Annotated in this window: 13 protein-coding genes; all 13 read right to left on the bottom strand. The window is 73.0% G+C overall.

Annotation, left to right across the window (positions count from 1 at the left end; genetic code table 11):
* Positions 1 to 3 precede the first annotated feature (3 nt).
* Complete coding sequence (locus ABEB03_RS33675) at positions 4 to 1,419, bottom strand: MFS transporter (RefSeq protein ID WP_345656632.1); 1,416 nt, start codon at positions 1,417 to 1,419, stop codon at positions 4 to 6.
* 120 nt (positions 1,420 to 1,539) lie between these two features.
* Positions 1,540 to 1,899, bottom strand: a complete 360-nt coding sequence (locus ABEB03_RS33670) for an MmcQ/YjbR family DNA-binding protein (protein WP_345656630.1) — start codon at positions 1,897 to 1,899, stop codon at positions 1,540 to 1,542.
* A 30-nt stretch (positions 1,900 to 1,929) separates the two neighbouring features.
* A complete protein-coding gene (locus ABEB03_RS33665) occupies positions 1,930 to 2,490 on the bottom strand; it encodes a GNAT family N-acetyltransferase (RefSeq protein WP_345656629.1) in 561 nt (186 codons plus the stop codon).
* Positions 2,487 to 3,047 carry a helix-turn-helix domain-containing protein gene (locus tag ABEB03_RS33660; protein ID WP_345656628.1) on the bottom strand — a complete coding sequence of 187 codons (561 nt, stop codon included), beginning with the start codon at positions 3,045 to 3,047 and terminating at the stop codon, positions 2,487 to 2,489. The genes ABEB03_RS33665 and ABEB03_RS33660 overlap by 4 nt, the downstream gene beginning before the upstream one ends.
* 61 nt (positions 3,048 to 3,108) lie before the next feature.
* Positions 3,109 to 4,014 carry a LysR family transcriptional regulator gene (locus ABEB03_RS33655; RefSeq protein WP_345656627.1) on the bottom strand — a complete coding sequence of 302 codons (906 nt, stop codon included), beginning with the start codon at positions 4,012 to 4,014 and terminating at the stop codon, positions 3,109 to 3,111.
* A gap of 31 nt (positions 4,015 to 4,045) precedes the next feature.
* On the bottom strand, positions 4,046 to 5,239 hold the full coding sequence (locus tag ABEB03_RS33650; protein ID WP_095937904.1) for a glycine C-acetyltransferase: 1,194 nt from the start codon (positions 5,237 to 5,239) through the stop codon (positions 4,046 to 4,048).
* A gap of 160 nt (positions 5,240 to 5,399) precedes the next feature.
* Positions 5,400 to 6,428, bottom strand: coding sequence for an L-threonine 3-dehydrogenase (tdh, locus tag ABEB03_RS33645; RefSeq protein WP_345656626.1), 1,029 nt, complete (start codon positions 6,426 to 6,428; stop codon positions 5,400 to 5,402).
* 146 nt (positions 6,429 to 6,574) lie between these two features.
* Positions 6,575 to 7,768: a Gfo/Idh/MocA family protein gene (locus ABEB03_RS33640; RefSeq protein WP_345656624.1), complete on the bottom strand. Its 1,194-nt coding sequence runs from the start codon at positions 7,766 to 7,768 to the stop codon at positions 6,575 to 6,577.
* Between the two features lie 231 nt (positions 7,769 to 7,999).
* The gene (locus tag ABEB03_RS33635) at positions 8,000 to 8,635 is read right to left on the bottom strand and encodes a GAF domain-containing protein (RefSeq protein ID WP_345656622.1); all 636 of its coding nucleotides are present in this window, start codon (positions 8,633 to 8,635) and stop codon (positions 8,000 to 8,002) included.
* A 60-nt stretch (positions 8,636 to 8,695) separates the two neighbouring features.
* Positions 8,696 to 9,295, bottom strand: a complete 600-nt coding sequence (locus tag ABEB03_RS33630) for a GTP-binding protein (RefSeq protein WP_345656621.1) — start codon at positions 9,293 to 9,295, stop codon at positions 8,696 to 8,698.
* The gene (locus tag ABEB03_RS33625) at positions 9,273 to 9,644 is read right to left on the bottom strand and encodes a DUF742 domain-containing protein (RefSeq protein ID WP_028798869.1); all 372 of its coding nucleotides are present in this window, start codon (positions 9,642 to 9,644) and stop codon (positions 9,273 to 9,275) included. The genes ABEB03_RS33630 and ABEB03_RS33625 overlap by 23 nt, the downstream gene beginning before the upstream one ends.
* 2 nt (positions 9,645 to 9,646) lie before the next feature.
* On the bottom strand, positions 9,647 to 10,081 hold the full coding sequence (locus ABEB03_RS33620; protein WP_095937899.1) for a roadblock/LC7 domain-containing protein: 435 nt from the start codon (positions 10,079 to 10,081) through the stop codon (positions 9,647 to 9,649).
* Positions 10,082 to 10,149: 68 nt separating this feature from the next.
* Entirely contained in the window at positions 10,150 to 12,771 is a 2,622-nt protein-coding gene (locus ABEB03_RS33615; protein WP_425589342.1) for a sensor histidine kinase, read from the bottom strand.
* Positions 12,772 to 13,070: the final 299 nt, after the last annotated feature.

Raw genomic sequence — 13,070 nt, 5'->3', positions numbered from 1 at the left:
GGTTCACACGGCCGGGCGGTCCTCCTGCCGGGCGGCCGCGGCGGACACGGGTTCCGTCGCGGCGGGCGGGCGGGGCGACGGCGGGGGGCCGTCGACACGGACCAGGTTGCGGATCGCGGGCACCGCCAGCAGGGCGGTCGAGACGACGAGGGTCATGACGCCGGCGATGAGCAGCACGTGGTCGGCGCCGAGCGCCGCGGCGGCCGGTCCGGCGAGCGCCTGGCCGACGGGCATCATGGCCAGGGAGCCCGCGACGTCGTACGCGTGGATGCGGTTGAGGACGTCGGGCGCCACCTGGGTCTGCACGCTCGTCGCCCACATCACGCCCCACACCGACATGCCCGCGCCGGCCACGACGGCGCCGGCCGACATGGCCGCCACGCCGAGCCCCCATCCGACGGTCGCCGGGAAGCAGGCGAAGGCGAAGAGGGCGAACGCGCCGGCCCGCAGCATGCGGCGGGGGCGCAGCCGCAGCGCGATCAGTCCGCCGATGACGGTGCCCGCGCCGAGGGCCGAGTTGACCAGGCCGTAGGCGCGCGGGCCGTGCTCCTGCACCACCTCGGTGGCCACCAGGGGGACGGTCGGCCCCCAGATGGAGATCATGTAGACGCACCAGATGACGATGACGCCCCAGAGCCAGGTGCGGGATCTGAACTCCCGCCAGCCCTCGGCGAGATCGGCCCTGAAGCTGCCGCTGTGGGACCGGCTTCCGGGGGCGGCCGGGGGCAGCCGGAGCAGGAGCAGGCACAGGGCGCTGAGCGCGTAGGTCGCCGCGTGGGCGGCGAAGACGCCGCCGGCGGAGGAGAACGCGACCAGCAGGCCCGCCAGCGCGGGGCCGGCGAGCTGGGCGGCGGACTCGGCGATCCGTATGGCGCCGTTGGCCCCCTGGACGTCGGTGGCGAGGCGCGGCACCGTACTGGCGACGCCGGGCTGGAACACCGCGCCGGCCACGCCGTTGACCGCGCCGATCACGCAGATCTGCCAGAGCACCACGTGGCCGGCGAAGAACAGCGCGGCGGCGAGTGACTGGGTGACCAGCCGCACCAGGTCGGCGCCGATCATGAGCTTGCGCGTGCTGAACCGGTCGGCGATGACCCCTCCGAAGATCACCAGGCCCGCGAACGGGGCCGCCGACGCGGCCATGGCCAGGCCGACCGCGCCGACCCCGTATCCGTACCGCAGCAGTCCGGCGGCCAGCGCCACCGGGAGCATGGTGTCGCCGAGCCGGGCGAGGGCGCGTGCGACGAAGAAGAGGGCGAAGTCCCGCGACCAGACGGGCGAGGGCGCCCCCGCGGCAACGATGTCGCGACGCCGCCGTTCTCCGGGGCGCGCCTTCCCCGCGCGGTCCGACGGTTCGTCCCGTCGTCCGCCGCCCGGCTCGTCGCCCAGTGATGTCCCGCCCGATGACGTCCCGGCCATCCCGTTCGTTCCCCTCCCCTGACTGCACATGCCCCACCCGTCCCCAGCCGAACCGGGCGCCGTGCGCTCGGCTCACGCTTCCGGATCATGCCACGGGGCACGGACGGCGCCGGGGCCGTTTCAGTCGGCGGACGGGAGGCCCAGGTCCGGGTAGGCGTCGATCAGCCGGGGCGGTGCCGCCTGACGCCAGGAGTCGGCGAGGATGTCACGCAGTTCGTCGTCGTCCTCCAGGGCGGCGAGGCGGACCCGCACCCAGGCGAAGCCCGCCTCGTGGTCGGCGATCCAGAACTTGCCGGGCTCGGCCAGGACGAGTTCGTCGCGCTCCTCCTTCGGGCAGCGCACCGCGATGGAGGTCTCGTCCTCCGGGAGCGTGGCGAACATCTTGCCCGCGACCCTGAACGTGGGCATGCTCCACGCGATCTTCTCCGTCGTGTCGGGCAGGGAGAGGGCGACACGGCGTACGTCTTCGGCTTCCGGCATGGGACGCACCGTAGCCAAAGGCACTGACAATCACGCCTGGATACGAGGTCGAAGGGCCGGTGCGGGCGCCGCCGCTCCCACCTGCTTGTAGTAGATCGTCGTCCCGCGCAGCTCTCCGGACGGGGCCGCCGCGTAGTCGGGGATCGCGCCGATCCGGGTCCAGCCCGCGGAGCGGTAGAGGGACTCGGCGGGACTGTCGGTCTCCGTGTCCAGGTGCAGGAGGGTGACCCCGGCATGGACGGCGGCGGCCTCGGCGGTGGTCACAAGCGTGCGGCCGACGCCCTGTCCCCGGCCGTCGCGGTGGACCATCAGCTTCACGAGTTCGGCGCGGTGGCGGCTGTTGGGCTTGTCCGGGAAGGCGAGCCCGACGGTGCCGAGCAGCCGTTCCGCGTCGCGGGCCACCCATACGGCGAGCCGGCCCGCCGACACCGCGGCGGCGCGCTCCTCCCACCAGGCGACGGCTGTCGCCCGGTCCAGCGGCGCGAGGAAGCCGACGGAGGCTCCCCCGAGCACGGTGTCGGTCAGGAGGTCGGCCAGCTCTCCCGCGCAGGCGAGGACTTCGGAGGCGTCCAGGCGGGCGACGGCGGTCACGGGAGCACCACCACCAGGGCGTAGCGCACGGCCTCGGGGCCGGGACATCGGAAGCGGGTCGGCCCCCACACCCGCAGCCGGAGGCAGTCCCCGGCGCCGAGCCGCTGCGCGACGTCCTGAGCGGTCACCTCGAGGGTTCCGTCGAGGACCCAGATGTGCTGTTCCAGGCCGGGTACGGGGGGACGGTCGTAGTCGATGGCCGCGCCCGCCGCGAGCCGTCCCTCGACGAGTTCACCGCGCAGCCCGGCGTGCGGCGGCGACACCGACCGTCGCACGAAGCCCGAGGACGTGTCCTCCCAGATCGCCTGTTCGGCCGCCCGTACCAGCAGGGCGGGTTCCGGCTCGATCTCGCTGAGCAGCTGCGACATGGTGCGTCCGTACACCGCGCACAGCCGGTTGAGCTGCGACGCGGTGGGGCTGATCTCGGCGCGCTCGGTGCGGGACAGGGTGGACCGGCTCACTCCGCTGCGCTCCGCCAGCTCGCCGAGGGACCAGCCGCGCTCGGCCCTCAGCTCGGCCAGCCGGGCACCGAGCCGGACATCGACCTCGTCGCCCATGGCGCCTCCCTCTCGCGTCCCTCATTCGGGATGCTATCCCACATCCGGGACGGCGGCTTGCTCAGTCGGCGGTCGCGGCCTCGGTGAGCGCGTCCAGGACCGGCCGGATCAACGGATGCCCCTCCGCTCCCCGCCGTACGGCGGCGAAGACACGACGGGTGGGCGCGACGCCGTCGACAGGGCGCACGACCACGCCCGTGAGGTCCATGCCGCGCAGCGCCGAGCGGGGTACGAGTGCGACGCCCGCGTCGGCCGAGGCCAGCGCGACGACGGCACGGAAGTCGTCGGAGGAGTGTTCGAGACGGGGCTGGAAGCCGGCGTTCTCGCAGGCCAGGACGACCACGTCATGACAGGGGTTGCCCGGGTAGGGGCCGATCCACGGGTCCTTGGCCAGCTCGGCGAGCGGCACCTCGTCGGCGTCGGCGAAGCGGTGGGCGACGGGGACGACCGCGTCGAAGGGCTCCGCGTAGAGCGGGACGTGCGTCAGGCGGGGGTCGTCGGCGTCGGGGGCTCCCCGGTACTCGACGGCGACCGCGATGTCGATCTGCCGGTCGAGCACCATCGGCAGACTGGCGTCGCCCTCGGCGTCCTGCACCCGGACGTGGATCCCGGGGGCCGCGCCGGACAGGCGCGCCAGTGCGGGCGCGACCACCAGACCTATGCCGGTCGCGAAGGACGCGATGGTCACCGTACCCGCCGAACCCGCGCCGTACGCGGCCAACTCGGCCTCCGCGCGCTCCAGTTGGGCCAGCACCGCGTTGGTGTGGCCGAGCAGGATCTCACCGGCGGGCGTCAGCCTGACGCCCTTCGCGCCGCGCTCGACGAGGCGGTGGCCCGTCTCCTGCTCCAGCGCGGTCAGCTGCTGGGAGACCGCCGAGGGCGTGAGGTAGAGCGCGGCGGCAGCCGCCGTGACCGTGCGGTGGTCGGCCACCGCACGGAGGATGTGGAGCCGCCGCGCTTCGATCATGCGACCGATTCTCTCAGGTCGCGGGGGTTCCTCAGCCGTCGAGCTCGGCGCGGGCCGCCACGAAGGCGTCCACCGCGCGGTTCACATCCTCGGTCGAGTGGGCGGCCGACAGCTGCACCCGGATGCGGGCCTGGCCCTGCGGAACGACCGGGTACGAGAAGCCGATCACGTAGACACCCCGCTCCAGCAGGAGCTCCGCCATGCGTCCGGCGACGGCCGCGTCCCCGATCATGACGGGGGCGATCGCGTGGTCGCCGGGAAGGACGTCGAAGCCCTCCTCGGTCATCCGGGAACGGAACAGCGCGGTGTTCTCGGCGAGCCTGATCCGCAGGTCGTCGGCCGACTCCAGCAGGTCGAGCACCTTGAGCGAGGCCGCCGCGATCACCGGGGCGAGCGTGTTCGAGAAGAGGTACGGGCGCGAACGCTGGCGCAGCAGCGCGACGATCTCGGCGCGGGCGGCCACGTAGCCGCCCGAGGCGCCGCCGAGCGCCTTGCCGAGGGTGCCCGTGATGATGTCGACACGGTCCATGACGCCGTGCAGCTCGGGCGTGCCGCGTCCGCCGGGGCCGACGAAGCCGACGGCGTGCGAGTCGTCGACCATGACCATGGCGTCGTAGCGGTCCGCGAGGTCGCAGATCTCCTGCAGCGGCGCGACATAGCCGTCCATCGAGAAGACGCCGTCGGTGACGATCAGCCGGCGGCGGGCGTCCGAGGCCGCCTTGAGCTGGGCCTCCAGGTCGGCCATGTCACGGTTCGCGTACCGGAAGCGGCGCGCCTTCGACAGCCGGATGCCGTCGATGATCGAGGCGTGGTTGAGGGCGTCGGAGATGACCGCGTCCTCGGCGCCGAGCAGGGTCTCGAAGACGCCGCCGTTGGCGTCGAAGCAGGAGGAGTAGAGGATCGTGTCCTCCTGGCCGAGGAACGCGGACAGCCGCGCCTCCAGCTCCTTGTGCACCTCCTGCGTGCCGCAGATGAACCGCACGGAGGCCATGCCGTAGCCCCAGCGGTCGAGCGCCTCGTGGGCGGCCGCGACGACGTCGGGGTGGTCGGCGAGGCCGAGGTAGTTGTTGGCGCAGAAGTTGAGGACCTCGCCGGGACGGCCGCCGGCGGTGACGTTCACCGTCGCGGACTGCGGGCTGCCGATGACCCGCTCGGGCTTGTGCAGGCCCGCGGCGCGGATCTCGTCGAGGGTGGCGCGGAGATCGTCGCGTACGGAGTCGAACATAAGGGGCTCCATCAAGTGCAGGGGGCGCAGGGGCAGGGGGCGAGTGGGCCGGAGGGGCGCACCTGTGCCGGGAGGGCGAGCGCGCCGGAGGCCCGACGGGCCGGGCACGGTCGGGCCTCCGGCCGGGCTGGTGCGCCCCGGTGGCGAACCGAGCCGGAGATCAAGCGGTCCAGTCGAGGATGATCTTGCCGCCGCGGCCGCTCGCCGCGTCGGCGAAGGCCGCCTCGTAGTCGCGGAAGCCGTAGCGGCCGGTGATCACGGGGGCGAGGTCGAGTCCGCCTTCGAGGAGGACCGACATGGCGTACCAGGTCTCGAACATCTCGCGGCCGTAGATGCCCTTGATCGTGATCATGGAGGTGACGATCCGGGACCAGTCGACCGGGAACTCCTGGGACGGCAGGCCGAGCATGGCGATCCGGCCGCCGTGCGTCATGTTGGCGATCATGTCGCGCATCGCCTCGGGGCGGCCGGACATCTCCAGGCCGATGTCGAAGCCCTCGCGCAGACCGAGCTCGCGCTGGCCGTCGGTGATCGTCGCCTCCGAGACGTCGAGGGCCAGGCTCACACCGATCTTGCGGGCGAGTTCCAGGCGCTCCTCGCTGACGTCGGTGATCACGACGTTGCGGGCTCCCGCGTGGCGGGCCACGGCGGCGGCCATCAGACCGATCGGGCCCGCTCCGGTGATCAGGACGTCCTCGCCCACCAGCGGGAAGGACAGCGCCGTGTGCACGGCGTTGCCGAAGGGGTCGAAGATCGCGGCGACGTCGAGGTCGACGGGGACGCGGTGCACCCAGACGTTGGACGCGGGCAGGACGACGTACTCGGCGAACGCTCCGTCGCGGCCGACGCCGAGGCCGACCGTGGCCCGGCAGAGGTGACGGCGTCCGGCCAGACAGTTGCGGCACTTGCCGCAGACCAGATGGCCCTCGCCGCTGACGCGGTCGCCGACCTTGATGTCGGCGACGTCACGGCCGGTCTCGACGACCTCGCCGACGAACTCGTGGCCGAGCACCAGGGGCGTGCTGACGGCCTGCTGCGCCCAGCCGTCCCAGTTGCGGATGTGCAGGTCGGTGCCGCAGATACCGGTCCTGAGGACCTTGATCAGTACGTCGCCGGGGCCGGCCTGCGGCTCCGGGACGTCCGTGAGCCAGAGTCCGGGCTCCGCCTTCTCCTTGACCAGCGCCTTCACGCGACGGCTCCTGTGGGTGAGGTTCCCGGGGCAGGGCACGCCGAAGGGGCCCGGTCCGGGGAGAGGGGTGAATTCCCCGAGAAATCTGCCGTACGCGGGTACTCCTGGTCCATCGAGGTTTTCTTAAGCGCGGCCCCAGCTTTCCTTCACGCCTCCTCGCGGACCTGTCCCCGCTCGAAGTAGGCGACCAGTTCCGGGTCGAGCGGGGGCACGTCGAGCGGGGTGCCGCCGTCCCGCAGCGACTGCGTGGCACGGAATCCCGCCGCCACCGCCATGCGCGCGGCGACCGGGGAGGTGTCGGTGCGCCCTCCGTCGCGGACGAAGCGCAGGAACTCGTCGATCAGCAGCGGGTCCGCGCCACCGTGCTCGGCGTCCTCGTCCACCGCGGGCACCGGGTACTCGGCGTCGGCCCGGTCCCGTTGTCCGGAGCGCCGGCTGTTCCACACCTTCACCACGGCGCCGGGGCCGTCCCCGAAGTTCTCCAGACGCCCGGCGTCGCCGATGACGGTGTAGTTGCGCCAGTAGTCGGGGGTGAAGTGGCACTGCTGGTAGGCCGCCAGCACTCCGTTGTCGAGGCGCATGTTGACCAGCGACACGTCCTCGACGTCGATGACCGGGTTCAGTGAGCGCTGGGTGTGCGCGGGCCAGTGGCCGTCCTTCGTGTACCAGTCGTCGGTCTTGGGTTCCCCCGGGGCCCGGCGGTGCGGGTTGTCCCCGTACACCATGAGGCCGCCGAGCGCCTGCACCCGTTCGGTGAAACCCTCGGCCAGCCAGTGCAGCACGTCGATGTCGTGGGCGCCCTTCTGCAGCAACAGGCCCGTGGTGCACCGCCGTTCGGCGTGCCAGTCCTTGAAGTACCAGTCCCCTCCGTAGCCGACGAAGTGGCGCACCCACACGGTCTTGACCGTGCCGATCCCGCCGCGCGCGATGATGTCGCGCATCAGACGGATCACCGGCATGTGGCGCATGTTGTGACCGACGTACAGGCGGGTGCCCGTCTCGTGGGCGGTGCGCAGGATCAGGTCGCAGCGCTCGATCGTGATGTCCAGGGGCTTCTCGACGAGGACGGGCTTTCCGGCACGCAGCGCCCGGCAGGCGATGTCGGCGTGCGTGTGGTCCGGGGTGAGGACGAGCACGGCGTCGACGTCGGGGTCGTCGACGACCTCGTGGTGGTCGTCGACGGTACGGACGCCGGGGATGCGGTCGGCCGCGCGGTCCCGCTGTGCCGGATCGTGCTCGGCGACGACGGTCACGCGCGAGCCCCGGCCGGGGCGGTGGGCGACGCGTGCGAGGGAGCCGCGCAGTCCGAAGCCGAGGGCACCGAGACGCAGATCGGTCATGGTGTGCCTTTCCGTGCGGTGTCGAGGAGGTCCGGGCGCAAGCGTTCCTCGGCGGGGGCACGCCCAACCTCCCACGGGGCGCCGGGATTCGACCACTGCCGGGCCTCGGGGCGCCAGGATTCGACCGCTGCCGGGCCTCGGGGCGCCGACCGCTGCCGGGCCGCGCGTCACCTGCGTCCTCCGTGGGCCCTGTCCCCGACCGATGCCGGGCCGCGACACCGGAGCAGGCCCTCACAGGGCCCGCCCGTCCTCCCGTCGTCCGATCTGCTCGACGAGTTCCGCGGCCATCGCCTTGATGGTCTCCAGGCCCGCTCTCCCCCAGGGGCGCGGTTCGACGTCGACGGCGCAGATCGTGCCGAGGGCGATGCCGGTGCGGTCGATGAGCGGGGCTCCGAGGTAGGAGCGGACACCGATCTCGTCGACGACCGCGTTGCCGGCGAACCGCGGGTAGTCGCAGACGTCCTCCAGGACGAGCGCCTTGCGGCGGACCACCACGTGGGGGCAGTAGCCGAAGTCGCGGTTCCGGTACCGCCCCGCGTCGGGGTCCGTGCCGGGCTCGGCGGCGGAGGTGGCGCCCGTGGTCGACGCGGCGCCGTCCCCGGTGTCCGGCACGGTGGGCGCGACGCCCGTCACGTTGCCGTCCGGGGTGTGCAGGCCGGCGAAGAACTGCCGCTGCTCGTCGATGAAGTTGACCATGGCGTACGGCACCGCGGCGACGTCCGCGAGGCGGTCGGCGAAGGCGTCGAAGGCGGGTTCCGCGTACGTGCCCAGCCCGAGCAGGCGCAGCCGCCGCACCCGGGCCGGCGCGTCCTTGTCCTCCGGCGTCAGCAGCAGACGACCGGCCGGACGCGGCGGGTCGTAGCTCATCTGCGTGCTCCGTGGCTCGGGAATGGCGTCATGCGTGGGCTCCGTGACGTGGCGGGTGCGTCATGTGTGGGCCCCGTGGCTCGGGGCGTGGGAGGGGGCGTGGGCGAGCAGATGCCGGACCAGGGTGAGCAGGGTCTGCACGCCCGAACTGGAGATCCGGGCGTCGCAGCGCACCACGGGGATCTCGGGGTCGAGGTCGATGGCCGCCCGCACCTCCTCGGGGTCGTAGCGGTAGGAACCGTCGAACTCGTTGACCGCGACGATGAATCCGAGACCGCGCTGCTCGAAGAAGTCGACGGCCGCGAAGGAGTCCTCCAGGCGGCGGGTGTCGGCGAGGATCACCGCGCCGAGCGCGCCTTCGGAGAGCTCGTCCCACATGAACCAGAACCGCTCCTGCCCGGGGGTGCCGAACAGGTAGAGCGTGTGTTCCGGGTCGAGGGTGATGCGCCCGAAGTCCATCGCGACGGTCGTCTCGACCTTGTTCTCGATGCCGTCGAGATTGTCGGTCGCGGCACTGACCGTGGTGAGCAGCTCCTCCGTGCTGAGCGGCGCGATCTCGCTCACCGCTCCGACGAAGGTCGTCTTGCCGACCCCGAACCCTCCCGCCACCAAGATCTTCAGCGCGGTGGGGAACGGGTCAGAGCTGTCGTCGTAGTCCATCGAGCACTGCCTCCAGAAGAGACCGGTCAGTGGGGTTGTGGTGGAACTCCGGGGGCTTCGTGGTGAGCGCCCCGCAGTCGACGAGGTCGGACAGCAGCACCTTGGTGACCACCGCCGGAAGCCGCAGGTGGGCGGCGATCTCGGCGACCGAGACGGGCGCCCGGCAGCGTTCCAGTGCCTGGGTGTGCTCGGGGCCGAGGTAGCCGAGGGGGGTCGCCCCGGTGGCCATCACCTGGGACAGGAGGTCGAGCGCGGTCGTCGGCCGGGTCCGGCCGTTGCTGACCGTGTAGGGACGCACCAGGCGTCCGGCCGCGTCGTCGAGCCAAGGCCCGTCCCCGGCCGCGGCCACGCTCAAGGCCTCATCGCCGGGGGTTCGACGGAGTGCTGCCGGGGCGCGGTCATCAGATAGGGGCGGACGCTCTTGACCAGCATCGCCATCTCGTAGCCGAGCACCGCCGCGTCGGCCTCGCGTCCGGCGAGCACGGCGAGACAGGTGCCGGAGCCGGCGGTGGAGACGAACAGCAGGGTCGAGTCGAGTTCCACGACGACCTGTCGTACGTCGCCGCCGTCCCCGAAGCGGACACCCGCGCTGCGGCCGAGGGAGTAGAGGCCGGAGGCGAGCGCCGCCATGTGGTCGGCGCTGTCCGGGTCGAGACCGTGGACCGACTTCACGAGTCCGTCGCAGGACAGCAGTACGGCGCTCGTGGTGTGGGGCACGCGCTGTACGAGTCCGCTCATCAGCCAGTCGAGGTCGGACACGAGGCCGGTCGGCGCATCGCTCGCCATGGTGGATCGACTCCTTGGGGTACGAAGGCCTGCGGGAGCGCAGGGGGTGGGGGTGGTGAGGGGGCTGGTCATCCGGCCGGAGCACTGCCGTCGTGCCGGGGGGCGAGGTCGTGTCCGGGCGTGGGCAGGGTGTGCCGTGTCCCCTGTGTCTCGTGCGGTGCCGGCGCGTACGTCGTGGGTCGTGTCCCGTGCGGTGCCGGCCCGTGCGTCGTGGGCGCTTCGGCCATGTGTGCCGTGGCCGGCTCCTCCGTGAGCCCGCTGCGGGTGCTCGCGGACTCCGCATGACCGGTGTGCGCGGACTCCGCATGCCCGGTGCCCGCGTTTCCGTGATGCCGGTGGCCGGCGTCGATGCTCCCGAGCCCTGCATCGTTGCCGCCCGTGCTCCGGAGGTCCGCCCGGCCGACGCCCGTGTTCCCCAGGTGCGGGTGGCCGGCGCCGGTGCTCCCGAGATCCGCGGGACCGGCCTCCCGGACCCAGCGGCCCACGTTCGCGACGTTCGCGTGGCCCGCGCCCGCGTTTCCGAGAACCGCGGGGTGGTCGCCGCCGATCCCGGGGCCCGCGCTGCCGAGGACCGTGTGGTGGGCGTCCGCGCCGCCGGGGTCCGCATGACCGGGACCCGAGGTCCCCGGACCCGCGAAGTGGGCATCCGCGCGACCGGGACCCCCGTTGCCGAGACCGGCGTAGTGGGCGCCTCCGTTCTCGGGACCCTCGCTGCCGAGACGCGCGTATGGGGAGCCGCCGCTCCCGGGACCCTCGCTGCCGAGACGCGCGTATGGGGAGCCGCCGCTCCCGGGACCCTCGCTGCGGAGGCCCGTGCCTCCGAGGCTCGCGTGGTGGTCGCCGCCGTTCACGGGACCCGCGACGCCCGCTGCCCGGGGCGCCGGCGGGTCCGTGGGGACCAGGTCCAGGTGCGGCCGGTCCGCGGGCGGCTCCTCCCCGCGTGCCGCCTCGGCGTGCGCGGCCTCCGCGAGCCCGATGCCCCGCTGGAAGGCGGCCATCAGCCCCGGGTCGTGGCCGGCGACGAACTCGGGGTCCTGGCGCGGGGCCGGCCCGTCACGCAGTTGGGGCGCGATGTGCTCCTGGGCCCGCCGCCTGGGCAGTTGGGGTTTGCCCATGGTGCCGCGCACGGTCCCGACGCGTGGCGTGGGCGGCGCGGTCACGTTCTCCGCGACGGTGTGCCGGTCCTCCGGGCGGATGCCGGGCACGGCGTCCGCCGGGTTGGGCCGCGCCGCCCGGGTCCCGCGTACGGGGAGCGGTGCGGGGGCACCGCCGGGCCGGGCCTGCGGGACGCGTGGGGGTGGCTGCTCCCGCTGTGCCTGCCGGGGCACGGGCGCCACCACGCGGGCGCCCGCGGGTGCGGGCACGGGCTGCGCGGCCGGAGCTGCCGGTGCGGGATGCGGGTTCGGGTCCGCCGGCGCGGGACGCGATCCCCTTCCCGTCGTGTCGGGCCGCCCCTGCGGCAGCGCCCCTGGCTCACCCGGGGCGCCGCCGAGCAGTTCCTGCGGGACGACGAGCACGGCCTGGACGCCACCGTAGATGTTGCTCTGGAGGCGGACGTGGATGCCGTGCCGCCGAGCCAGTTGGGAAACGACGTACAGGCCGATCCGGCCGTCCTGGAGCAGGCTGGCGACGTTGACCTGGTCGGGATCGGTGAGGAGCGCGTTCATCTTGTTCTGCTCGTCCACGGGCATGCCGAGGCCACGGTCCTCGACCTCGACGGCGAGGCCGGAGGTGACGAGGTCGGCGCGCAGCAGCACTTGGGTGTGCGGTGCCGAGAACACCGTGGCGTTCTCGACGAGTTCGGCCAGCAGATGGATGACGTCGGCGACCGCGTGCCCGCGCAGGGTGCCGTCGATCGGGGGCACCAGTTTGACCCGGGAGTACTGCTCGACCTCGGCGATCGCGGACCGCAGCACCTCCGTCATGGAGACCGGGTTGCTCCACTGGCGGCGGGAGACGGCGCCGCCCAGCACGGCGAGGTTCTCGGCGTGGCGGCGGATGCGGGTGGCCAGGTGGTCGACGTGGAAGAGGCCTTTGAGCAGGTCAGGGTCCTCGATCTCGTTCTCCAGCTCGTCGAGGATCGAGATCTCCCGGTGCACGAGCGACTGGAGACGCCGGGCCAGGTTGACGAAGACCTCGACCTTCTGTTCGCTGCCCGTCCGGCTGGAGAGCTGGGCGGCCTGCACCACGGCGGCGACGGCACCGTCGTGGGCGCGGGAGAGGTCGGCGGCGAGCAGATCGAAGTCGTCGGCGTGCGCGGGAGGTTGACGGCGCGTCTTGCGTGCGGGCGGGCTCTCGCCACGGCGCAGTCCTTCGACGAGGGCGCGCAGTTCGCCCTCGGTGCGGGCGCTGCTGCGCCGCAGTGCGCCGACGCGGTCCCGTACGGACCTGGCGGCGCGGCCGGCCGCCACCGCGGCGATCAGGATGCCGGCCAGGGCGACGCCGCCGGCCCCCGCGAGGACGGCCCACAGGACGAGGCCGGGCCGGATTCCGGTGGAGCGCACGATGAACAGGACGGCCGCGCACGCGCTCAGGGCCACGGCGGTCGGCGGCAGCACCGCGAGGCGCAGCAGCTGGGGTCGCAGATGCGTCTCGGGCTGCGACGGGGCGGTGTGGGCGACCGGCCGTCCGTGCCGCCCGCCGCCCTCACGACGGTCTGCGCGTGCGGCCGGTGCGCGAAGGTGAGACATCGGCGTCCTCGTACTGGTACGTCGGGGCATGGGGCTCCCGCGGGTCCGCGACTCGGGCGTGCGCCATCGCGGTGTCGGTCGGGAGAGCCGAAAAAATCGGCCCCGCGTCGCCCGACGGCAACTGACAGTAGTCGCCAAGCCATCATGTGCGGTGGGCAGTTGACAAAGTCCCCCGGCAGACGTCCCGCTCTGGTATGAGGCCTCGTACGACCGACCGATAACCCTCTCGGACACGCGTTCCCCCGGCGCCTCGATTCGATCGGAGCTGGTCAGAAGCGGTCGCAAACAAACGGCGAGGG

The organism is Streptomyces siamensis, assembly GCF_039543605.1.
GTDB classification, from domain to species: Bacteria; Actinomycetota; Actinomycetes; order Streptomycetales; family Streptomycetaceae; genus Streptomyces; species Streptomyces siamensis.
Note: the sequence above shows the minus strand (reverse complement) of the source record. Positions and strands in the feature narration are given on the sequence as shown.

What these genes read in the sequence shown, in the direction of transcription:
- ABEB03_RS33615 (WP_425589342.1), bottom strand. Translation starts at nt 12,771, where the DNA reads ATGTCTCACCTTCGCGCACCGGCCGCACGCGCAGACCGTCGTGAGGGC.
- ABEB03_RS33660 (WP_345656628.1), bottom strand. Translation starts at nt 3,047, where the DNA reads ATGGGCGACGAGGTCGATGTCCGGCTCGGTGCCCGGCTGGCCGAGCTG.
- ABEB03_RS33650 (WP_095937904.1), bottom strand. Translation starts at nt 5,239, where the DNA reads ATGTTCGACTCCGTACGCGACGATCTCCGCGCCACCCTCGACGAGATC.
- ABEB03_RS33655 (WP_345656627.1), bottom strand. Translation starts at nt 4,014, where the DNA reads ATGATCGAAGCGCGGCGGCTCCACATCCTCCGTGCGGTGGCCGACCAC.
- ABEB03_RS33635 (WP_345656622.1), bottom strand. Translation starts at nt 8,635, where the DNA reads ATGAGCTACGACCCGCCGCGTCCGGCCGGTCGTCTGCTGCTGACGCCG.
- ABEB03_RS33670 (WP_345656630.1), bottom strand. Translation starts at nt 1,899, where the DNA reads ATGCCGGAAGCCGAAGACGTACGCCGTGTCGCCCTCTCCCTGCCCGAC.
- ABEB03_RS33675 (WP_345656632.1), bottom strand. Translation starts at nt 1,419, where the DNA reads ATGGCCGGGACGTCATCGGGCGGGACATCACTGGGCGACGAGCCGGGC.
- ABEB03_RS33630 (WP_345656621.1), bottom strand. Translation starts at nt 9,295, where the DNA reads ATGGACTACGACGACAGCTCTGACCCGTTCCCCACCGCGCTGAAGATC.
- ABEB03_RS33620 (WP_095937899.1), bottom strand. Translation starts at nt 10,081, where the DNA reads ATGGCGAGCGATGCGCCGACCGGCCTCGTGTCCGACCTCGACTGGCTG.
- ABEB03_RS33640 (WP_345656624.1), bottom strand. Translation starts at nt 7,768, where the DNA reads ATGACCGATCTGCGTCTCGGTGCCCTCGGCTTCGGACTGCGCGGCTCC.